The following is a 21976-nucleotide window of genomic DNA, read 5'->3' as shown; positions in this document are numbered from 1 at the left end:
CGAACTAGCTGGAGTGAAATATGAGCAAGGCCACCTTTGATCCAACACTTTATAATAAAAGTAATAACGAACCTTTTAATCAAGTGTTGGATAAACATTTATCCCGTCGTAATTTTGTTAAAAGTGGATTAGGCCTAGGTGCGATGACCGCCTTTGCAGGCATGGGATTAGTCGGTTGTGGTTCGGACAATTCCCCTGCCCCTACACCTATTGATCCCGTTCCGCCATTACCACCGACTCAAAGTAGCGCCAAATTAAGCTTCACATCAGTCGCCGGCTCCCGCCTGGATGCGGTTGTGGTACCCGAGGGTTACAGCGCGCAAGTACTTGCCCCTTGGGGAACACCACTAAATGCTAAGGCCGCACCTTGGAAAGCCGATGGCAGCAATACCGCCGATGACCAAGCAAACTCTGTCGGTATGCATCATGATGGTATGCATTTCTTCCCATTGAATGATGCCGGCGATGACGGTTTACTCTGTATCAACCATGAATATATCGACGAGATAGCCCTGCATCCTAATGGCCCAACCGTAGATGAAACCACTGGATTACGTACCATCATCGATGAAATCCGTAAGGAAATTAACGCCCACGGCGTGTCGGTAGTAAGAATTAAACTCGTTAATAATCAATGGGAAGTTGTTTACAACGACAGTCATAACCGCCGCTTTACCGGCGCAACTGTGATGGATATCGCCGGGCCTCTCGCCTATTCGCCACTACTCGAAACCCGTTACTCACCCGATGGCAGCCAGGCTCGTGGCACCTTAAATAACTGTGGTAATGGTTACACGCCTTGGGGCACCTATTTGACCTGCGAAGAAAACTGGCCGGGTTACTTTGCCAACCGCGGCACTTTAGCCGCCGATCAAGCCCGTATCGGGATCAGCAAAAGCAGCACCCGCTATGGCTGGGATGACTTAGCGGGTCACGCCGAGGAGCGTCTCGATGAGTTCGCGCGTTTTGATGTCACGCCAAAGGGCAATAGTGCACAAGATGATTACCGCAACGAGGCTAATGGCCACGGCTATATCGTTGAAATTGACCCCTATAATCCAAGCTCACGCGCCATCAAACGCACTGCCCTTGGTCGCTTCCGCCACGAGGGATGTACCTTCGGAAAATTAACCGAAGGTAAACCTGTGGTGTTCTACTCTGGCCACGATTCTCAATTCGAATACTTATATAAATTTGTGTCGAATGCGCTGTGGGACCCACAGGATGCAAACAGCACAAATCGCCTGCAAATGGGTGATAAGTATATGAATGAAGGAACATTGTATGCCGCTAAGTTTAACGAAAATGGCGCTGGTATATGGTTGCCTTTAATCTTAGACAGCCAAACGACAGACGGTAAAACCTTAGGTGATAGCTTTGCCAGTCTGGCCGAGATTATCTTAAATACTGCAGGTGCGGCGGATTTAGTCGGCGCAACGCCTATGGACCGCCCTGAGTGGTGTGCGGTTGACCCCTTCACAGGTTCAGCCTACTTAACACTGACCAATAACTCTAAGCGTACCGAGGCAAACCCAGCTAATCCAAGACTTAAAAACTCCTTTGGACATATTATTCGTTGGGATGAAGGTGACAAAGACACTGAATTCACATGGGATATTTTTGTCTTTGGCTCACCGAGTGATGGCAATGCCGAGACCAACCTGTCGGGCTTAACGGATCTAAACCAATTTGCTAGCCCCGATGGATTGGCCTTCGACGCCCGCGGTATTTTATGGGTGCAAACCGATAATGGTGCCAAAGAAGTCGCCGAAGAAACCAATGATCAAATGCTAGCGATTGTGCCATCAACCTTAGTCGACAGCGCAAACAAGCAAGCCAGCGTCACGGCCGAAAACCAAATGGAATTAAAGCGTTTCTTTGTTGGGCCAAATGATTGCGAAGTCACAGGTTTTGCTATTAGCCCAGATTACACTTCGGTTTTTGCCAACATTCAGCATCCAGGTAACTGGCCCTATTCGAATAATGCCGCCGAAATAACGCCTGCTGGTACCGTACTGCGACCACGTGCGGCAACTGTGGTGATCCGTAAACTCGATGGTAAAGAAGTGGCGGTCTAATCAGTCACCCAACCTAAACCCGATAAAAATCCCCGCCATGCGGGGATTTTTTATTCACTGACTGCACCACCACCGAGGGCTCGATACAGGGCGATTTTGGCCAATTGCTTATCCCTTAAGATCTCGCTGTAGGCCAATTGGGCGCTAAACAATTGCCGCTGCGCATCCATTAAATCCAGCGAAGTGGCAACACCATTTTGGTAACGCAGTCGTGCAAGACGTGCATAAGCCGATGAAGATTCAACTAATTCCTTTTGCGCTTTGATGGCCTCTTGGGCACGTTTAAGATTATTCAGCGCATCGTTCACATCAAAGTAAGCGGTCAGCACCACATTGCGGTAACTTAACATCGACTGTTTCGCGGCTTCGGTGGCGATATCATATTCAGCAGCAATCTTTCCGCGGTTAAAAATCGGTGCACTAATGCCGCCAAGCAGTGACCAAGTGACACCATTACTGTCGAAGATATCTTTAAGATGATCATTCTCCCGACCATACACACCCGAAATGGTAAATTTAGGGAAAAAGGCCGCCTTGGCGATACCCACTTCCGCATTCGCTGCAATCATCTGCTGCTCGGCAATTTTGACATCGGGTCTTAATGTCAACAATTCAGAAGGAACACCTGTGTTGAGTTCATAGGGTAAACCCATATTTTCGGGTAAGCCTTGGGGAGATGGTAAAGCATAATCATATTCACCGAGTAAGATATGCAACTGATTTATTTTATATTTTCTTTCGTAGTCTAATGTCGGCAAGGTCACTTTGGTGCTTTGAAGCTCAACTTCTGCCTGACGCACATCGAGGCCCGAAATCACGCCATTAGCATGGCGAAGCTTGGCGATATCCAGTTCCTTCTGCCGTAATCCCACGGTGTCGATAGACACACTATAACGCTGCTCGATATCGAGCCATTCGTAATAACGGCTAGCAATATCACTGATAAGGCTGACATAGGTGAGCCTGAGCTTTTCAACCTCCGAAAGATAATCAGCCATAGCAGCCTCGCTCGCCCTGCGGTTTGCGCCCCAAAGGTCTAGCTCCCACGAAACCGCGCCGCCTAAATCTAAGGTGGTACTCGGACTTGGATTAGTGCTGGTTGCACCGCTATCTAAACTGCGTTCATATCCCGCTTTGACTGAAACCTCAGGCCAAAGCGCACTGTCGACCACTGTCATTTTTGAACGTGCAGCGAGAAGGCGCGACTGCGCCATTTGCAAATCCAGATTGTTCGCCAGCGCATGCTCAATCAAGGAAATCAGCACAGGGTCTTGATAAAAATGCCGCCATGATAGGGCCGAGACTTCCTTTACATTCCCCTGCTCAGCAGTGGTTTGCGACAACATTTGCGCTTGATACTGATTCGGTAACACTAGCTCTGGCCGCTGGTAATCGGGCCCCATGGCGCAGCCTGCAACACTCAATGCCGTCACGAGTCCCAAATAAAGCGGCTTTAAACGCAAACCCACTGAAACAGACTGCATCACAGGCCGAGTCGCCGACGATGGATGGCTGGAGAGAGTATGATGCTTAACCACGGCTCACCTCCTCAACGGTTTCTTGATCTAGGAGTAATTGCTCTTTTGTTTTAATAGGTTGTTTAATGGTTTTCTTTTTTACCCAACCTGCGGTCGTCACAAAGAATAGCGGCACAAACACTATACCTATGGTGGTTGCCAACACCATGCCACCCAGGATAGGTAACGAAATCGATTGCCGACTCACGGCCCCTGGCCCTTCGGATAACACCAACGGCAACACCCCAAGAATAAACGCCATGGAGGTCATTAAAATCGGCCTAAAGCGCATGGTGGCAGCTTCGAGCGCCGCCGAAATTCGCGTCCGGCCTTGCTGATGCAACTGATTGGCAAACTCGACAATTAGAATCGCATTCTTCGCCGCCATACCGATTAAGGCGATAAATGCCACTTGGAAGAATAAGTTACTCTGCATGCCACTGATTAAGGTCGTCACCGCCGCCCCTAAGAGTGCGATGGGCGCGATCAGCAATACCGCAACTGGGATACTCCAACTCTCATAAAGCGCGGCTAAAAACAGGAATACAAATAACAGTGCTAACCCAATAGCAATGCCAGTTTGGTTCGCCGACTGCACCTCTTGGTAGGTAATGCCTGTCCATTCGTATTTAAACTCATCGGGCAAAATCGGCGTTGCGACCCGCTCTATGGCTTGGATAACATCACCAGTGGCGTAGCCCGTTGCAGGCGTGACATTGATGGAAGCGCTGGAGAATAAGTTGTAATGGGTCACAGAAGATGGCCCAACCGTATAATCATACTTCGCCAACACGCCAATCGGCACCATAGCACCGCTCGATGAGCGCACATAATAATCTTTGATCTGGTGCGGGAATTGACGGTAGCTTTCTTCCGCTTGGATCTTCACCCGATAGACACGACCAAAGAGGTTAAAGTCATTCACGGTTGAGGAGTCAGTTAAGGTTTTGATGGTGCTGTAAATATCACTCACATTCACCCCAATCGCCATCGCCTTTGCCTCATCGACCGTCAAATGCAATTGCGGGATTGCGCTCTGCAGTGACACACTGGCACTGGCAACTTCAGGCTGCAGTTTTAGCTGTTCGACTAATTCGTTTGCAGTTTCAATTAAGCCATCAAAATGGGTGCCAGAGGTGTCTTGGAGCTGCATTTCCACCCCAGAGCCATTGCCTAAGCCGGGGACGGCCGATGGCAAATACAGGTTAAACTCAGCTTCTAAGACGTTTTTCAAGTCCTTATCTATCGCCTTCATCACAGATTGTACCGTGGCATGACTGGCTTCACGCTCAGCCCAAGGCTTGAGTACCACTTCAAATTGGCCGTTGGCCTGATTCGCCCCCGAGCGGCGGTTTTCCCCCGCCAAGGTAAATGAATAGGCCACGGCGGGATTAGCACGCACATATTGCTCGGCTTTCTTTAAAATCGCCTCGGTGCGATTCACCGTTGAGCCATCGGGCAATGTCATATCGATAAAGAACCGACCTTGGTCCTCATCGGGCATAAAGCTGCTCGGCAAATGGGACATGATGAAATAGGTGCCACCAAACATAATCGCAAAGGCTAAGTAACTGCGTTTGGCGTATTTATTAGTTAAGGCGACTAAGCCGACATATTGATTGGTACCCACGTCGAGTTTTCGATTCAACCAATGGAAGAATCCCCTTTCAGGTGCCTTGCTGGGTTTTAATAATAAGGCGCACAGTGCCGGACTTAAGGTCAACGCCACTAGGGTAGAAATCAGCACTGCGACGGTAATCGCCACCGCAAACTCGCGGTACATGATGCCGGTGATCCCCGCTAAGAATGACACGGGCACGAATACCGCGCAGAGCACTAAACTGGTGGCCACCAATGCGCCCGACAATTCTTTCATTGCAATTCGGGTCGCATCTATCGCGCTCATGCCCTTCTCATGGATTAAACGTTCCACGTTTTCGACCACCACAATGGCATCGTCGACCACAATGCCGATGGCGAGAACCAGCGCGAGTAAACTCACGGTATTAATGGTAAAACCAAAGGCCAGCATGGCCGCTAAGGTCCCAATTAAGGAAACTGGTACGGCAATGGCCGGGATTAAAGTGGCGCGCACATTTTGCAGGAACAAGTACACCACCAACACCACGAGCACTAAGGCTTCTATTAGGGTGTGGATCACCTCATCGATAGATTCTTGGATAAAGATGGAGGCATCGTAAAACACTTCCCATTTCATCCCTTGGGGAAACTTTTGCGACAGCTCTGCCATCGTCTGTTTCACCTTGCGGGTCACTTCTAAGGCATTCGCGCCCGGCAATAAATAGACCTGCAAGATGGTGGCATTTTCACCATTCAGCTGGGATTGCAAGGTATAGGCGGAGGAGCCGAGTTCTACGCCAGCAATATCCCGCAGCCGGATAATCGAGCCGTCGGGATTGGCGCGCACTATGATCTCATTAAAAGCCTGCACCGAGCTTAATCTGCCCGCCACACTGATGGGCAAGGTTAAACTGATGTCGTCATTATTAGGTTGAGTACCAATGGTGCCTGCGGGGGATTCTTTGTTTTGTGCCTTGATGGCGTTGATCACATCTGTGGTGGTTAAGCTGTAACCCGCCATGGCATCGGGTTTTAACCAAATCCGCATCGCATAACTGCGTGAACCCGTGTTACGGGTGCGACCCACGCCAGGGATACGCCTGAGCGCCGATTCAATATTGATGGTAGCGTAATTACTCAGGTAAATTTCATCGAACCTTTCATCGTTCGAGGTTAACGCGAGTTTTAGCAATTCCACCGACGCATCTTTGGAGACGGTCACCCCTTCGGTTTGCACATCGATTGGCAGCCCCCCCGAAGCTTGCTGAGCGGAGTTTTGCACATCCACCGCCGCCAAGTCCGCATTGGTGCCCACATCGAAGGTAATGGTCACACTGGTGCCGCCCGAGTTGGTGCTCTTGGAACTCATGTAAATCATATTGGGCACACCATTCACTTCCTGTTCGAGCGGTGTGGCGACAGATTCGGCGGCTGTGGTAGAGCTCGCACCAGGGTAAGAGGCAGAAATGGTCACCTGTGGCGGCGTGATGTAAGGATACTGATCGACGGGCAGCTTAAACATCGCAATCACCCCGAGCAGCACGATAACAATCGAGATGACGCTGGCAAAAATCGGCCGATTAATAAAAAACTGCGCCATTATTTTTGCTCCTGCTTTTGCTGCTCCAAGGCTTGGCGCTTAAGTGCCTCGGCTTTTGACATCTCATCTTCCTTCTCAGCGTATTCCTTCGCGCTTAACGGCTCGGCAATCTGGCCGTGGCGTACACGGTGCATGCCTTCGGTGATCACCATCTCGCCAGCTTTGAGGCCACTTTTAACCACAACCCCTTCAATCCCTTGATGATCGATCACGATAAAACGTCGCTCGACCGTGTTATTGGGCAATACCACCATCACGTACACCCCACCCTGATCCACTTGGGTCGCTTTTTGCGGGATAACAATCGCATTGGGGATTTCGGACAGTTTAATCCGCACATTAGTATATTGGCCGGGCAACAGCTCTTTTTCAGGATTAGGCAGAATGGCGCGCACCTCAAAGGTGCCAGTGTTAGGGTTTACCTGGGGATCGGTAAAACTCACATCCCCGAGGTAGCGATATTCACTGCTATCAGGAAGCGTTATCCGCACAAAGCCTGCCAATGCTTTACCTTCGACCTCGGCTTCTTTTTTCGCCGAATAACTGGTCAGGCGGCGCTGGGCATTTAAATAATCCAGTGCCGACATATTAAAGCTGACATAAATCGGATCGACTTGTTTAACGCGGGTCAGTAGCGATTGGCCCTTACTGCCCACAAGAGCGCCAATATCGACCTCGGAGCGACTCACCAGTCCGGCTATTGGCGCCTTAATTTCGGTATAGCTGAGTTCTAATTCGGCCTCTTCCACCTCGGCGCGACTCGCGGTGAGGTTAGAACGCGCCTGAGCCAAGGTGGAGAGCGCATTATCGTAATCGAGCTGACTGGCTGCATCCTGCTCATACAGCGGCTTTAAGCGTTTCACATCTCGCTCGGCCTTATCGAGAATCGCCTGCTGTGACGACAGTTTGGCCTTTAAACGATTCACCACCGCCACATAGGGTTTATTATCAATCTGATACAGTAGTTCACCCGCTTTGACAGCACTACCTTCGACAAAACGCTTCTCCTCCACAAAGCCATCGACCCGCGCCCGAACTTCCACATCTAAGGAAGCTTGGGTCACGCCAATATAATTGCCATAGAGTGGTACGGTTGCCGTGGTGACTTTTTCCACCACCAACATTTTGGGGGAGATTTTAATTTCAGGATCTTGGCAGCCACTCACCGAGAGACAGAGCAAAACACCACTCAGATAAAGGGGAAATGAGCCTAAGCGTGGAACAAAAAAACGAGCTGTAACAGATGGTTGAGGCATATGCGAATCCCGCACTCTAAAGACAGTGGAACCACTCGCATGGGCAAAGTGGTTTTAACAATTTTAGTCGGTTCTAGGTAACGTCCTGTGACCAATGCAAATTCAGTGTAAGGCAAACAGCATAAAATTGAAATTTTAAAATCAATAAGTTCAATGATTTGTGATGGGAATGCGAAAGCGAGGATTTACAGCGGATGATAACAAGTGAAATTCCCCCAAAAGTGTCAGTGTACTCTTGGGGGATTAAAAACTAACTAGCGTTAAACACTGATTGGCGTTGCGGCGCAGTACGCCGCTTCGAAGGCGTCGGTAAACTCGCTGATGGGTAAAATATCCTCGCGGCAGCGGCGATTGCGCCCGAGCAATGAGGACTCCACAAACAGATCGAACCAAGCCGTTAGTGCCTTACCATTAGCCTCCTCGCCCATTGCCGCCAGCGCAAGTGAGGCAACTTCTGCCGTCCCTAATTGAAAGTCATGGCTTCCCTTACGTAAGGCATAGGTGGCTAAGGTATCGGGGTCGAAGGACAGCATAGGCAACCCCTGCAAATAAGTGCTTTTGCGAAACATCTTAATCGCCTCACGCCAACTGCCGTCGAGCATAATCAGCAAAGGTCGTTTCCCCTCGGCAAGACTGTCCATAGGCACCTCAGTCAATACGGTTTGTCCTTGGTCGGCATATTGCGCCGGAAAGACTAAAAAGGGCTGATAGTCGCTTGAAGCCAATAGTGCCAACAACTCAGGGGCGGGTTCGGTGCGCGACCAGAGAAAGGCATGGGTATCCGGGATAAGATCGGCAATTAAGCGACCGCTGTTGGTCGGCTTTAAGACCTCATCGTTATACATCAGCAGCAGAAAACTGGCCTGAGTGGTCAACTGTTTACGCAGTGAACAGGTACAAAATTGCTCGCCCAATAGGCAAAAATGACAGCGGATCAGTTTTTTACCGCGGGCGCCAAAGGGCTTAGTCGATATGGATTTACGGTATTCATATAAGCGATGTACAGCGTGGGGGGCTAGAGCCATGGCAGCCAATTCTCAGTCTATTTCGGTCAAACTTGTTTTTAGAGGCGCGACTCAGTATACGCCATTTATGCGTGTACTTGCGTGCGGTGGCGCAGTGTATCCTTTGGCCGTGAAAGGCGCAATTAGCCTAGAGTAAAAGTGGCATTGCCTTTAAATTTTCCTTTGGGTATTTCACGACCCTACACAACAAAAACACCATTAAATCAGATCAAAAACTCAGCATTGCAATATAGGCATCAACCTCTTGTTCACCCTTTACTAAAATATTGCCGTTAATCCTATCACCCAAGCGAAATTAAATGGCGAGTCGAGCCTAAATCATGCTAAACCTTTCATCATTATCGAGTTTCAAACGGCGCAGATTGTTAACCCGTGCCGTTCAATCATGCCATCATCGCGAAAGGAATTGTATGCCAGAGTCTCTTCAGCCTGCCGTAAAAACAGCGAGGTTTTTACGCTTATCGAACCCATCACCCTTTTTAGGTTTAGTGCTGCTTACGGCAGTGCCATTAGTGGCCAATGCTGCACCACAGGTTCAAACAAAAGCCATGCAATCCCTTGTCGATTCCGCGATCAATCCGTTAATGAAGGAATATGGGATCCCAGGGGCTATTGTTGGGATCAGTATGAATGGTCAACAGTATTTCTTCCCCTATGGTGTGAGCTCAAAAACCACAGAGCATCATGTCAGCAAGAATACCCTGTTCGAGATTGGTTCTATCAGCAAAACCTTTACCGCGACACTCGCAAACTATGCTCAAGTCGAAGGTAAGCTCACTTTGACTGATAAAGTAAGCCAATACCTGCCCGAATTAACGGGCAGTGCCTTTGATCAGATAAATCTTATCAATCTCGCGACCCATACCGCGGGCGACTTGCCCATGCAAGTGCCAGATAAAGTGACGAACAATGCAGAATTGATGCGTTATTTTAAAGAATGGCAACCCGCCTATGCCGCGGGAACACACCGAAATTATGCTAATCCCAGCATTGGATTACTCGGCTTAATTGCGGCAAAACAGTTAGGGCAAAGCTTTCCAAACGCAATGGAGCAAACCCTATTTCCACAACTGGGTATGACTCACAGCTATCTTCAAGTGCCAAGCAACAAGCTGGCCGATTACGCCCAAGGATATAACAAGCAAGATCAGCCCGTGCGCCTGAATCCCGGTGTGTTAGCCGAGGAGGCTTACGGGATTAAAACTTCGGCCGTGGATTTGCTGCGTTTTGTTGAAACCAATATGCAGCAACATCCTGTCCCTTCCGTACTACAGCAGGCCATAGATGCAACTCACGTTGGCTACTTTGATGTCGGTATGATGACCCAAGAGATGATTTGGGAGCATTATCCCTATCCTATAGCCCTCGATAAGCTGCTTGCTGGACATACCCAAGAAGTGGTGTTTGGCAGTGTGCCAGTGAAAGCAATCGTGCCGCCGCAAGCACCACAGCCTGATTTATGGATAAATAAGACAGGTTCAACTGGTGGCTTTGCCGCCTATGTGGCTTATATTCCCGCGAAGAAACTGGGCATGGTGTTACTGAGCAATAAAAATTATCCCGTTCCGCCTCGGGTGACTGTTGGCTACCAGATATTAACGGGCTTAACAGCACTGCCAGCGAAATGATCCCTTAGCAACCCTCATTCGATGGAAGGCAGATTCTGCTTTCCATCTTTTTAATTGTTAACTCGCATAACGCTTTACGCCTCTATCTCTGTACTAATCTGAACGATAACTCTTTTATCCACATCGGATACAAAAATCTTGTTAATAAATAACTTGTGTTGATTAATTTCAGCTGCCGCCACTTATCAAAATCGAAACCCAATTAACAAGTTACTCACTAAGTGTAAGCTTAGTTTGACAATGATAATTCGATAGAAAAACTTATGAATAAGATTAAAAAATATTCGCGTAAATCAATATGATTGCCACTTGAACTGAAATGTTTTGGGGGTAAGATGCGCGCCATCGTTCAACTCAGCTTTTTAATGGAATTATGATGTCAGACGATGCACCGTCTTTAATCTCACAAAAAGCGCCGACACCCGCCGCAGGCAGCGCCACTCAGTTACTCTTTATGCTGGTATTTATGGTGGCCTGTGGGCAGATGGCACAAACTATTTTTGTCCCCGCACTCCCCCTTATCGCCCAAGGCTTAGCTGTGGATGCCAGTAAATTGCAGGCGGTCATGGCTTGCTATCTGCTCGCCTACGGCCTATGTCAGTTTATCTATGGCCCATTATCCGACCGAGTTGGGCGTAAAATGCCGCTGCTCATTGGCATTGGGATTTTTATCCTTGGCGCCTTGATGGCGGCAGAGGCTACAAGCTTTAATCAATTGATTTTCGCAAGCCTGCTACAGGGGTTAGGAACCGCGAGTGCGGGCGCCTTGTGCCGCAGTATTCCAAGGGACCATTACTTCGGCGATAACTTAGTTAGATTTAACAGTTATGTGTCCATGGCCGTGGTGTTCTTGCCCTTGGTCGCGCCCTTCTTAGGCAGTTTTGCCTCAGCTTACTGGGGGGTGCAGGCTGTGTATTGGGTGCTGTTTGGATTTGGCAGTTTGGTTTGGCTACTGCTCTGCTTTGGTTTTAAGGAATCTTTACCCAAGCATAAGCGAGAGCAACAACCCATATTGGCATCCTATCGACATGTACTGCGCCACCGCAGTTTTCGAGCCTATTTGCTTTCGCTTATCGCGACCTTTGCAGGCATTGCCGCCTTCGAAGCCATTGCGGGCGTACTCTATGGCCAATATTTGCAGCTCTCGCCGTTTATGGTGAGCTGTTATTTTGTCGCGCCCATCCCTGGATATTTACTCGGCGCCCTGATTGCTGGTAGGCAAAAACAGGCGCAGCGTACGGTTTTACAAGGCGTTGCACTGCTAGGCGCCGGCGCACTGTTTATGTTGATCCCCGGTATTTTTCAGCTGGTCGTGGGTTGGAGTTTATTGATAGGCTCAATTTTGTTTTTCAGTGGCGCTGGCATGTTATTTCCGACATTAACCTCGGCCGCGCTAGAGCCGTTTCCACGCCAAGCAGGCATTGCGGGCGCCCTACTCGGTGGCCTACAAAACTTCGGCGCGGGACTCGCTGCCTTAACCATGTCGCTCGTACCAATGGGCGGCCAGTTAAGCATTGGTTTACTGAGCGCGCTGATGGTGCTGTTAGTGATTGTCGCCTTGCATTATGCAAGGGATCAAAACGATACCCACCACACCCTGTTACCGCAAAATCCATAATTGGCAAGACACCCAATAAAAAGCCCACATTCGTGGGCTTTTTATTGGGGCGATTAGAGAATGCGTCTGAGCAGGAAATCTGCTTTTAGCCTTCTAATACGATTCATAATCTTCTTCACTGGGGCGGGATAGCTTTGTAAGGTATCCACTTGACTGTAGTGATACAGCCGTTGCGTGTGTTCGAGGATATGGCTTTGTTCGGCCTCGAATTGCGCCTTCCAGCTACCGCTTTCATCGTGAATGAGTAACCCATTCTCTAAATCCAGCGCCCATGCTCTTGGGTTTAAGTTTGAGCCCGTGATCAAATGCTTACGCCCATCGGCGCTGATCCCCTTGAGGTGATAGCTATTGATACCGTGTTTCCACAGGTGAATATTAAGCTGGCCATTATCGATTGCCCATTGCTGACGCTTAGCAAATTTACGCAGCGATTGCTCATACAGATACGGCAAGGCCCCAATGGTAGAAAAATCCTGCTCGGGCGGAATGTAAAAGTCATTCGCCGTTTTATCCCCTACGACTATGTCGATACGTTTGCCTTTACGCAGGTGCTTAGCCAAGGCACGCACCAGAATATAGGGAGGATTAAAATAAGGCGTGCAGATAAACAGCCTATCTTTCGACTCTTCCACCATGGCAATCACGGCTTTATTCAGCAGGTTATGTTTGCGGCCTAATCCCAGTAAAGGGGTGACACGGTTGCCACTGCGGGTCGCGTTAAACTCGTACTGTGCCTGTGATAATCGCAGTTTGAAGCTGCGCACATCGGTTTTGGGTGGCAAGACTTCTTGCTGCGCATCTTGAGTAAGTGATGCAACGGCAGGATCGGCAATAATATAGCGCTGGATCATAGTGCGCATACTGCGTGCTAACTCGGCCGACTCAATCACATGGTAACGGTCGAAACGGTATTTATCGTTTTGCTGTAGATAAATGTTATTCAGGCTGGCACCACTGTAAATCACGGCATCGTCAATCACAAAGCCCTTAAGGTGCAGTACGCCCATAAACTCGCGGGATTTGACTGGCACGCCCATAATATCGATAGGATGCTCTGCCTCGGCCATGACCTTGCGGTACATCAGATAGTTACCGCTATCGCCCTTGTGACCAATCAAGCCGCGTCTGGCGCGGTGAAAATCCACCAAAATCTTGACATCTAACGCGGGGTTATTCGCCTTAGCCGTCATCAAGGCCTGTAAAATTTCGCGCCCCGCCTCATCGTCTTCAAGATAGAGTGCGGCGATATAAATGCTGTCCTTGGCATTTTCGATACGGCTGAGCAATTCTGCCTTAAATCGGCATGGCGTAAGCAACCACGTTAAAGCCTCGGGTTGAACGGCTATTCCACCAAGCTTATCTAGCAAGGCATCCTCCTTTAAACATGCTGACCACCCCGATAGGAAGCGCTTGGGGTCAGTGACAAAAACATCACAGCAATTTGGGTTAATTCTGGATAGGCTTCTGTCACTGCCAGCCTGATCGTTTGTTCTACTTTAAGATGGATATCAGGGTCGACCGGAAACCAAAGCAATTCGATTTGGACAAAGCGTTGATCAATTCTGCCATTACGGTAGCTGATGCTTGGGATCCAATCTAATGTAAAACTCTCTGCATTACCTTTACATATAGCCGCCAAAGACTGCAGTAATGTTTGGCTAAGCTCTGCAACAACTGCCTGTGGCAAGCCGCGCATACTAATATGAGGCATGGTTTTAGTGGTTACCTGAGATCCTAAAATCGTAAGGGGTAGAAATTACCGACTTCACTGCAACTCGGCAAGACTTTTCGGCGAAAAGCACGTGGGATAGCGCCTATTTTGCTGGTAATTTGACCTGAAACGACGCATTCCACATCGATGGAACTAAAATGCAGCAATTGAGCCCGCAAATTGCAGGCTTCTATGCCTCTATTCACAGCTAACTAAATGCTTTTACTGTTTTTCCCTGAATCTATTGTCCATGATGATTAACCAACACTAATCAGGCCATAAACAAAATGGTGTGTGAGTCACAAAACAGGGCTTCTACCTTAGGCAAGCGTGCCTGTCATCGTTGTTTTAGCGTAAACTAAAACATCTTAAGTCCCTATTGCCTAACACCATGAACAAAAAAATCCTACTGACCCTCGCCCTCACCTTAGCCTTAGCTTGGGGCATTTTTCATTTTAAAGCGCAGCTCGGTTTACTCATTTTGCCGCTTTTTATCGGATTGGTTTTATTTGTCACCCTAAGACTGTATCGTTTAATGGAAAAAGACGATGGCAGCAATGACCGCTAATGGTAAAAATGATATTCAGGACACCTATGACGTACTCGCTAAACAAGGATAAGTTACAGGCATCATTCACTCGCCCCAAGATTAAAGGGTTACTCTTAGGTAGCTTGGTAAGCATGCTACTGTCAACCCAAGCCCATGCGGCAATTCATCCGATGGATGAGTCGATATTGGCCAAGCAAATCGCCGATATTGCTCCGCGTCATTCGCAAGTGGCTTTGTTGGCCCGTGATTTAAGTACCAATACCCTGTTATACAGCCAGCAAGCCGATACCTTATTTATCCCCGCCAGCACACAAAAAGTGCTGACCGCCGTTACCGCTTTGGCCACCCTTGGCCCAGATTTTCGCTATGTCACTGAGCTGTGGAGTGATGCGCCTATTCGCCAAGGTCATATTGCGGGCAGTGTTTATCTGCGTTTTAGCGGCGATCCGACGCTAACTCAGGACGACCTTAAGGCCTTGTTTGCTCATCTACAAAAGCAAGGCATAACAAGCATTGAGGGGCATCTCTATCTTATCGGGGATAAACAAGAGCAATTACAAGCGCCTGGCTGGGTGTGGGATGATCTCGGGATTTGCTTTGCAGCGCCGGTGTCGAGTTATATCATCAACCAAAACTGCGTGTACGGGCAGTTTGCGCCAAGCTCAGCCAAGCATGCTTCTGAGGTGAAATTAAGGGCATCGAGTTTTGGGGTGAAAGTGAGTAGCGACGCCATATTCTCCCCCAAAGCAGGCCATGATTTTTGCCAACTCGATTTAGTACGCCTTGGCCAGAATCAGTATCATCTACGGGGCTGCTATCCTGGCAATGAAGCGATACCGCTGGCGATTGCCATTAGCGATCCTGAAAAATTTGCCATGGACACCCTAACAGCGACGCTCAAGGGTGAAATGTCACTCTCAGGTAAAGTGAAGATAGGCAACGCCATCCCTTCGAAGGCAAAACTCATTGCCAGCCATAGCAGCGCACCCTTGCCTGAACTGCTCAAAACCATGTTGCTGAAGTCGGATAACCTGATTGCCGATAGTTTGTTTAAGCGCGTGGGGCAAAGTTATTACAAAGCCCAAGGCAGCTTTACCCATGGTGCAGCGGCTATGCGCCATATACTGACTGAGCTTGGGATTGATTTAACCAACGCCAATATTGTCGATGGTTCAGGGCTTTCTCGCTATAACCTGTTGAGCGCAAAACAATTAGCCGATGTACTGGCACTCATTTACCAAGATGCACGCTTTCACAGCCTCATTGACAGTTTGCCCGAAGCTGGTGTCAGCGGCACACTGCAATATCGCTTGGGATACACTAAACCGCCCTTAAAACATCGAGTGTTTGCCAAGACTGGCTCGATGCAGGGTGTCGCCAATTTAGCTGGCTTTATGCGTTTAGCGCAGCAGCGGGATATTCTCTTTGTCGTGCTCGAGAATGGCATCAGTCCTGAAACCAAAAAACAACGTAAGCCCGCCTTTAGCGCTGACTTTTTAACTCGGCTACTGAGCGCTGTCGAAACTCAAACTCAGACCAGCCAAACAACGACCACTGAGCTCAACACCGTTAAGTTAAGTGATTAATATCCGATAAGGTGCAGAGTCATATACAAAGCAATTAAAAAGAAAAAGCACTGAATATCAGTGCTTTTTTATTGGGTTAATTCGAACGTTTAACGCGATTAAGTTTACGTTAGAACAGCTCAGCTGGCATCGCCATAGTGCTGGTATCTCCCGCGCGCACTTGTGCTAAGTGATAGTCAGCCTTAGGCAGCAATTTGTCGAAATAAAATTTGGTGAGGTAGGATTTTTGCTCGGCATACTGCTTATCTTCAGCACCCACCGCTTTATCCAACATGGCTAACCAATAGAACCCATAGAGGGTGAAGCCGAAGGCATCCAAAAAGTCGACCGCACTGGCGTTAATCAGCGCTGGTTGAGTCAGCTTTTGCTCATTGATGGATTCGGCAACATTGACTAAGGCATCCAAACGTGCACAAACGGCGGACACTTTCACCGCATCGACCTGAGTAAACTCACGCATTTGCGCCTTTAACTCGGCCACAAACTCCTTAAGGGTCGCGAGATTATCGCCTGTAACTTTTCGTCCTAGGAAGTCGATAGCCTGAATGCCGTTAGTGCCTTCGTAAATCTGCGCAATACGAGTATCACGTACTAACTGCTCAATGCCGGTTTCGCGAATATAGCCATGACCACCAAACACTTGTTGCGCCATGATAGTAGCATCTAAACCGCGGTCGGTTAAAAACGCTTTTGCCACGGGAGTTAACAAGCCCACGTAGCGAGCAGCCTTAGCTTTAACCTCACCCTCGGCATATTTTGCTAAATCGAGTTGTTTACCGGTAAATACCGAGAGTGCGCGCCCCGCTTCCGTCATCGCACGTATGGTCAGCAGCATACGACGCACGTCGCCATGAACAATAATAGGATCGGAGTCGCTACCTGTGGGCGAGCCGCCAGCGGCAACGCCTTGGTTGCGCTCTTTGGCATAATCGGCGGCCATTTGATAAGCGGCCTGCGCACTGCCAAGCCCTTGAATACCGATGGCTAAGCGCTCGTAGTTCATCATAGTGAACATACACACTAAACCACGATTTGGCTCACCAATCAGGTAACCTTTTGCCTCATCAAAGTTCATTACACAAGTGGCAGAGCCCTTAAGCCCCATTTTATGTTCGATGGAACCGACGCTCACACCGTTCGCTTGGCCTAAACTGCCATCGGCATTAACCGTGGTTTTAGGCACGAGGAACAGTGAAATACCTTTGCTTTCAGGAAGCTTTGCCAACACTAAGTGAATGACGTTCTCAGTTAAATCATGATCGCCACCCGTGATAAAGATTTTGCTGCCGCTAATGGCATAACTGCCGTCATCCTGTGGGATAGCACGGGTACGGATATTACGTAGATCTGAGCCCGCCTGAGGCTCAGTCATGTCCATGGCCCCTGCCCATTCCCCGCTGTAAAGCTTCGGCAAATAGGTTTCTTTAATCTCTTCACTGCCGTGGGCATTAATACATAATGCCGCCCCCGCCGTGAGTGAGCCATACAGAGTGAATGCATTGCAGGCGCTGTAAGCCATTTCATCGACTAACACCCCCAGCATTTTCGGCATGCCCATACCACCGAACTCGGGTTCACCACATAGGCCCACCCAGCCGCCTTGGGAATATTGATCGTAAACAGCTTTATAACCATCAGGGGTAATCACTCGATTATCCTGATGAAGAACGCCTTGCTCATCGCCAGCACGGTTAAGCGGATGGATTAATTCAGCACTGATTTTCGCGGCTTCTTCGAGAATCGCGCTGGCCGTATCCATATCGACCATTTCAGCAATATCAGGGAGTTGTGCCCAAGTATTTGGCGCATCAAAAACCTGTTCCAATAAGAAACGCATATCCGCTAACGGAGCTTGGTAAGGATTCATGGGTAGACTCTTAAACGTAGGATTTAAACAGTTGTTTTAATTTATACCAGTTCAATACAGAAAACAATCTCATTACAAATTCACTTTGCAACTCAGAACCAGCAAAACCGTTAATGTGAAATGCGGGCAATAAAAAACCCTTAAGTTGCCTTAAGGGTTTTAGTGTAGCCAGAGATAAGCGATGCGTCGTCGGCTTAGCTCACGATTAACGCATTGATTACCACATTAAATCGTCTGGGATCGCATAATCAGCATAGGGGTCATCTTCGACCTCAACCGCTTTGCCTTCATCTTGTTGCCACAAGTAACCGCACCATTGTGGCACCAGTAGATTGACGCGCTCTGCTAATTTATGGGGGACTAGGTAGCTCTTATCTTCGTATCGAACAATCCCTAATAGACCTTTTAGCAGTTCTGATTGGATCTTCTCATCGATATAGACTGAATAGATTTTATTGTCGAGGGTATAGTTAAACTTGACCTCAGCATGGCTTGGGATCTTAATCGCAAATTGAGTGAATTCACTCACTAAGCCACGCACTTGCCCACGGGCCGTCGCTTCGGCAAAACGCTGCTCGTTCAAAGCCTTATCTTTTTCAGCTTGGAGTCGTTTTTGCTCGGCAATGTCACTCTTCAATGCGCTCGAACCATCATCCACCCGCGCCTTTTTGTCGCGACGTTTTTGCGTCTTCACATCACGTACTTTTTGTTTACTGGCAAGGCCAGCCTTAAGCAGCTGCTCTTGTAATGCATTCGCCATGGATTTTCACCCGATTTCTCTATCAAATAAATAAGTTACAACGTTCAAATATTGCACTATTACTGCTGAGCTTTAATCGCCAACTCGCCTAATGCCGTCATTGCAATGCTCGCTCCGCCAAGTGACCAGCCACCATCGACGGGTAACACAACCCCTGTAATGTACGAGGCATATTCTGATCCTAAAAACATCGCGGCATTAGCAATATCTTGCCCTTCGCCATTGCGTTTTAACGGTACAGACTGTGCAACTTGCTGTTGCAGCGCGGCGCTCGGTGCTAAACGGTTAAATCCTTCAGTGTCCGCGATTGGTCCAGGAATAATGGAGTTTATGCGGATCCCTTCGCAGCCCCATTCTACCGCCAGTGTCCGAGTGAGCATGTCTACGCCCGCTTTGGCGGCGCACACATGGGCTTGCATTGGCATTGCTATGGATGCCTGCGGCGCCGAGATTTGAATAATATTCCCTTGGGGGCGACGCAGTAAAGGATAAGCCGTCTTTAGCACTTGAAAACTGCCCAACAAGTCAATATCCATCACGGCCTTAAAGCCATTAGCAGAGAGTTTTGCCGCAGTCGCCGGAAAGTTGCCTGCCGCGCCACTGACCAACACATCGATAAAGCCAAATTCGGAGGCGATGGCTTCAAAGCCCTGCTCAACCGCAGCCAAATCCCTGACATCAAAACTCACCCCGAGGTGGATCCCATCTGGATTTGACTGTTTGAGTTGCAACACGGCGGCATCAATCTTGTCTTGACTGCGACTCGCCACCGTCACATTCGCGCCAGCCTGCGCAAAGGCGTTGGCTATCGCGAGGTTAATTCCACTCGTACCACCGACAACGACAACATTCTTACCTTGATAATTAAACATCGTAGTATTCAGCATGGGCATTCTCCGTGAACGGTCAAATTAACGCGCGAATGAGTGCTTAAGCCGCAATGGCTTTCATCATGGCACTCAAGCGAGAGATTGATGAATCGCCTGCAGCGCCGCCAGAGGATCGGCGGCCTTAGTGATTGGTCGACCAATCACTAAATAATCAGAACCGGCTGCAAGCGCCTCCGGTGGCGTCATCACCCGGTGTTGGTCACCCACGTCGCTGCCCAGTGGACGGATCCCCGGGGTGATAAGTTTAAAATCTTGACCTAAGAGTGATTTTAGTACATTTGCCTCTTGCGCCGAACAGACCACACCATCAAGGCCCGCCTGCTTGGTGAGTTTCGCGAGACGTTGCACATGTTCAAAAGCTGGCACATCAATGCCGATGAGTTTTAAATCTTCATCACTCATTGAAGTAAGTACCGTTACTGCGATTAGCAGAGGTGCATCCTTGCCATAGGGCAGCAACGCTTTTTTCGCCGCTTCCATCATGGCCAAGCCACCGCTGGCATGCACGTTTGTCATCCACACGCCAAGTTCTGCCGCAGCCGCAACTGCTTTGGCGACCGTATTGGGAATATCGTGAAACTTTAGGTCGAGGAAAAGATCGAAACCACGGTCGTGAATGTCTTTAACCAATTGTGGGCCAAACAGGGTAAACATTTCTTTGCCCACTTTGAGGCGGCACATGTTGGGATCGAGTTGATCTATCAGTTGTAAGGCGTGGTTTTTATTATCGTAATCAAGCGCTACGAGGATAGGTTTGGTCGTCATCATCTCTCCAACTGAGTTACACTAACAAGGTATTTCTAAAGGTTATTCACCGTCTAAGCCACGGATCCGTTTAATGGTGCCCCATTTTTTACAGGAGGGGCAATGCCAATACAGGGTGTGGGATGGGAAACCGCATTCTTTACAGCGATAACTTGGACGGAATTTAATTTGTTGTTCAACAAGTTGCTCAAGCATAGTCAAACTTTGTTTGGCTTGCCCTTCTTCAGCTTGACGCAGGTGCATCTGCATTAAGTGCTGAAACCCCTTCATGGTGGGATGGCGATACAGGGCATCCAACACCATGTTTTCAGCAGTTTTTATCTCATCGAGACTAATCATATGTTGAGCAAGCGCTACCACCACGGAGGCGCCCGCCCCTTCGGCCATCGCGCCCGCTAATAATTCTTGATAGCCCTCTTTATCTTGGGTATCGCGATACACTTGCTTGGCCGTTGGTAAGGCATCGGCAAAAAGTTCTATGTCAGCCTTTTTCAGTGCCATCAGCATAGATTTGCACTGGTTATAATCCTTGGCGTCGAGGAATTTTTTGGCGAGCGTGAGTAAGGCTCGGCCACACTTAGGATCTTGTTTTAAGGCCTGTAGTAATAACTTGATCTTGTCAGCATCGTCGCTGGTTTCATCCGCAAGCTGGCAATAAAAATGGGCGATAATCGGTTTAAGCACCTGCTGACGCTTGCGGCTTAAGCGCTTGGTGATGTCGATGGCCTTTTGCCATTCCTTAATGACTTGATAAATGGCAATCAGCTGCGTCTCAGACTCTTCGCTATGGTCATCTTGACTCACCAAATTCAGGAAAATTTCTTCTGCACGGTCGTAAAACCCCGCCGCAAGGTAATCTTTACCCAGTTCCATCATCGCGATATCGCGCTGCTCATTGGTGAGTGTGGGACGTGCGATTAAGTTTTGATGGATACGAATGGAGCGGTCAACTTCACCGCGTTTGCGGAATAACGACCCGAGGGAAAGATGAGTATCGATGGTTTCATCGTCCACATCGAGCATACTGATAAACAAGTCGACCGCTTTGTCTGACTCGTTTGACAACAGGAAATTCAAGCCGGTGAAATAATCACGACTTAATTGCTTACGCTGATTACTCTGGTTTTGCCTTATGCTCCGCCGCCCCATATACCAACCGTAACCGGCAGCAATAGGAAGCAGCAGGAAGAGGATCTCAAGCATATTAGGCGTCTACACCTTGAGGAGTTTTAGCGGTTTGGACCGTTAATTTCTTTCTGGTCGCCGCTAAAGCCAATTTTAGTTTGACAATATAATAGCTGGCCACGAGCCAACTCAACATAAAGCCTGCAAAGAAAACCACGGCTAAGACTACGGGTAAACGATACTCACCCTGAGCCACAAAGTAGCTGATCGTCACTACTTGTTCATTACGCGCACCAAAAATCAATGCCACGATAAATAACAGTGCCACAAGGACTGTCGCTACAAAAGATTTCACGTTGCACTCCCTTAAACGCCTTTCAATTTTCTGATTATCCAAGAAATTTACTGAGCTGACCAGC

The 21976-nt window shown here is 48.7% G+C and carries 18 protein-coding genes; 6 read left to right on the top strand and 12 right to left on the bottom strand.

Features of this window, described 5'->3' with window-relative positions; translation table 11 throughout:
- The first annotated feature begins 20 nt into the window (after positions 1-20).
- On the top strand, positions 21-2078 hold the full coding sequence (locus tag SHEWANA3_RS10495) for a PhoX family phosphatase (protein ID WP_011716985.1): 2058 nt from the start codon (positions 21-23) through the stop codon (positions 2076-2078).
- A 50-nt stretch (positions 2079-2128) separates the two neighbouring features.
- On the opposite strand, the gene SHEWANA3_RS10490 is transcribed toward SHEWANA3_RS10495, so the two are convergent.
- The 4 genes from SHEWANA3_RS10490 to SHEWANA3_RS10475 all read right to left on the bottom strand — a co-directional run bounded on the left by SHEWANA3_RS10490 (position 2129) and on the right by SHEWANA3_RS10475 (position 9057).
- Entirely contained in the window at positions 2129-3616 is a 1488-nt protein-coding gene (locus SHEWANA3_RS10490) for an efflux transporter outer membrane subunit (RefSeq protein ID WP_011716984.1), read from the bottom strand.
- A complete protein-coding gene (locus SHEWANA3_RS10485; protein WP_011716983.1) occupies positions 3609-6776 on the bottom strand; it encodes a multidrug efflux RND transporter permease subunit in 3168 nt (1055 codons plus the stop codon). Before SHEWANA3_RS10485 ends, SHEWANA3_RS10490 begins: the two co-directional genes overlap by 8 nt.
- Positions 6776-8032: an efflux RND transporter periplasmic adaptor subunit gene (locus tag SHEWANA3_RS10480; RefSeq protein WP_011716982.1), complete on the bottom strand. Its 1257-nt coding sequence runs from the start codon at positions 8030-8032 to the stop codon at positions 6776-6778. The genes SHEWANA3_RS10485 and SHEWANA3_RS10480 overlap by 1 nt, the downstream gene beginning before the upstream one ends.
- A 260-nt stretch (positions 8033-8292) precedes the next feature.
- Entirely contained in the window at positions 8293-9057 is a 765-nt protein-coding gene (locus SHEWANA3_RS10475) for a DTW domain-containing protein (protein WP_011716981.1), read from the bottom strand.
- Here SHEWANA3_RS10475 and SHEWANA3_RS23605 point away from each other — a divergent pair.
- From SHEWANA3_RS23605 to emrD, 3 genes are all read left to right on the top strand, one after another.
- Complete coding sequence (locus SHEWANA3_RS23605; RefSeq protein ID WP_166485351.1) at positions 9056-9193, top strand: hypothetical protein; 138 nt, start codon at positions 9056-9058, stop codon at positions 9191-9193. The genes SHEWANA3_RS10475 and SHEWANA3_RS23605 overlap by 2 nt on opposite strands.
- Before the next feature lie 274 nt (positions 9194-9467).
- Positions 9468-10685: a class C beta-lactamase gene (gene ampC / locus SHEWANA3_RS10470; protein WP_011716980.1), complete on the top strand. Its 1218-nt coding sequence runs from the start codon at positions 9468-9470 to the stop codon at positions 10683-10685.
- A 373-nt stretch (positions 10686-11058) separates the two neighbouring features.
- Positions 11059-12303, top strand: coding sequence for a multidrug efflux MFS transporter EmrD (emrD, locus tag SHEWANA3_RS10465; RefSeq protein ID WP_011716979.1), 1245 nt, complete (start codon positions 11059-11061; stop codon positions 12301-12303).
- Positions 12304-12356: 53 nt separating this feature from the next.
- Here emrD and pssA read toward each other — a convergent pair whose 3' ends face one another.
- Positions 12357-13670: a CDP-diacylglycerol--serine O-phosphatidyltransferase gene (gene pssA / locus SHEWANA3_RS10460; RefSeq protein WP_011716978.1), complete on the bottom strand. Its 1314-nt coding sequence runs from the start codon at positions 13668-13670 to the stop codon at positions 12357-12359.
- 11 nt (positions 13671-13681) lie between these two features.
- Positions 13682-14014, bottom strand: a complete 333-nt coding sequence (locus SHEWANA3_RS10455; RefSeq protein WP_011622704.1) for a DUF1904 family protein — start codon at positions 14012-14014, stop codon at positions 13682-13684.
- Positions 14015-14405: 391 nt separating this feature from the next.
- On the opposite strand from SHEWANA3_RS10455, the gene SHEWANA3_RS23480 reads away from it, so the two are divergent.
- Both SHEWANA3_RS23480 and dacB read left to right on the top strand, forming a co-directional pair.
- Entirely contained in the window at positions 14406-14582 is a 177-nt protein-coding gene (locus SHEWANA3_RS23480; RefSeq protein WP_011622703.1) for a hypothetical protein, read from the top strand.
- A gap of 113 nt (positions 14583-14695) precedes the next feature.
- Positions 14696-16150 (top strand): D-alanyl-D-alanine carboxypeptidase/D-alanyl-D-alanine-endopeptidase, encoded by a 1455-nt coding sequence (gene dacB, locus SHEWANA3_RS10445; protein WP_049796065.1) that lies wholly within the window; start codon positions 14696-14698, stop codon positions 16148-16150.
- Between the two features lie 109 nt (positions 16151-16259).
- On the opposite strand, the gene SHEWANA3_RS10440 is transcribed toward dacB, so the two are convergent.
- The 6 genes from SHEWANA3_RS10440 to SHEWANA3_RS10415 all read right to left on the bottom strand — a co-directional run bounded on the left by SHEWANA3_RS10440 (position 16260) and on the right by SHEWANA3_RS10415 (position 21912).
- On the bottom strand, positions 16260-18017 hold the full coding sequence (locus SHEWANA3_RS10440; RefSeq protein WP_011716976.1) for an acyl-CoA dehydrogenase family protein: 1758 nt from the start codon (positions 18015-18017) through the stop codon (positions 16260-16262).
- Positions 18018-18234: 217 nt separating this feature from the next.
- On the bottom strand, positions 18235-18777 hold the full coding sequence (locus tag SHEWANA3_RS10435) for a DUF2058 domain-containing protein (RefSeq protein ID WP_011716975.1): 543 nt from the start codon (positions 18775-18777) through the stop codon (positions 18235-18237).
- Between the two features lie 59 nt (positions 18778-18836).
- The gene (locus SHEWANA3_RS10430; protein WP_011716974.1) at positions 18837-19664 is read right to left on the bottom strand and encodes an SDR family oxidoreductase; all 828 of its coding nucleotides are present in this window, start codon (positions 19662-19664) and stop codon (positions 18837-18839) included.
- Between the two features lie 72 nt (positions 19665-19736).
- A complete protein-coding gene (pyrF, locus tag SHEWANA3_RS10425) occupies positions 19737-20432 on the bottom strand; it encodes an orotidine-5'-phosphate decarboxylase (protein ID WP_011716973.1) in 696 nt (231 codons plus the stop codon).
- Between the two features lie 42 nt (positions 20433-20474).
- Positions 20475-21635 carry a lipopolysaccharide assembly protein LapB gene (lapB, locus tag SHEWANA3_RS10420; protein WP_011716972.1) on the bottom strand — a complete coding sequence of 387 codons (1161 nt, stop codon included), beginning with the start codon at positions 21633-21635 and terminating at the stop codon, positions 20475-20477.
- Position 21636: 1 nt separating this feature from the next.
- Positions 21637-21912 carry a lipopolysaccharide assembly protein LapA domain-containing protein gene (locus tag SHEWANA3_RS10415; RefSeq protein ID WP_011626213.1) on the bottom strand — a complete coding sequence of 92 codons (276 nt, stop codon included), beginning with the start codon at positions 21910-21912 and terminating at the stop codon, positions 21637-21639.
- Between the last annotated feature and the right edge of the window lie 64 nt (positions 21913-21976).

The sequence above is a fragment of the Shewanella sp. ANA-3 genome, from assembly GCF_000203935.1.
Lineage (GTDB): Bacteria > Pseudomonadota > Gammaproteobacteria > Enterobacterales > Shewanellaceae > Shewanella.
This window is presented reverse-complemented; position numbering and strand designations above follow the sequence as displayed.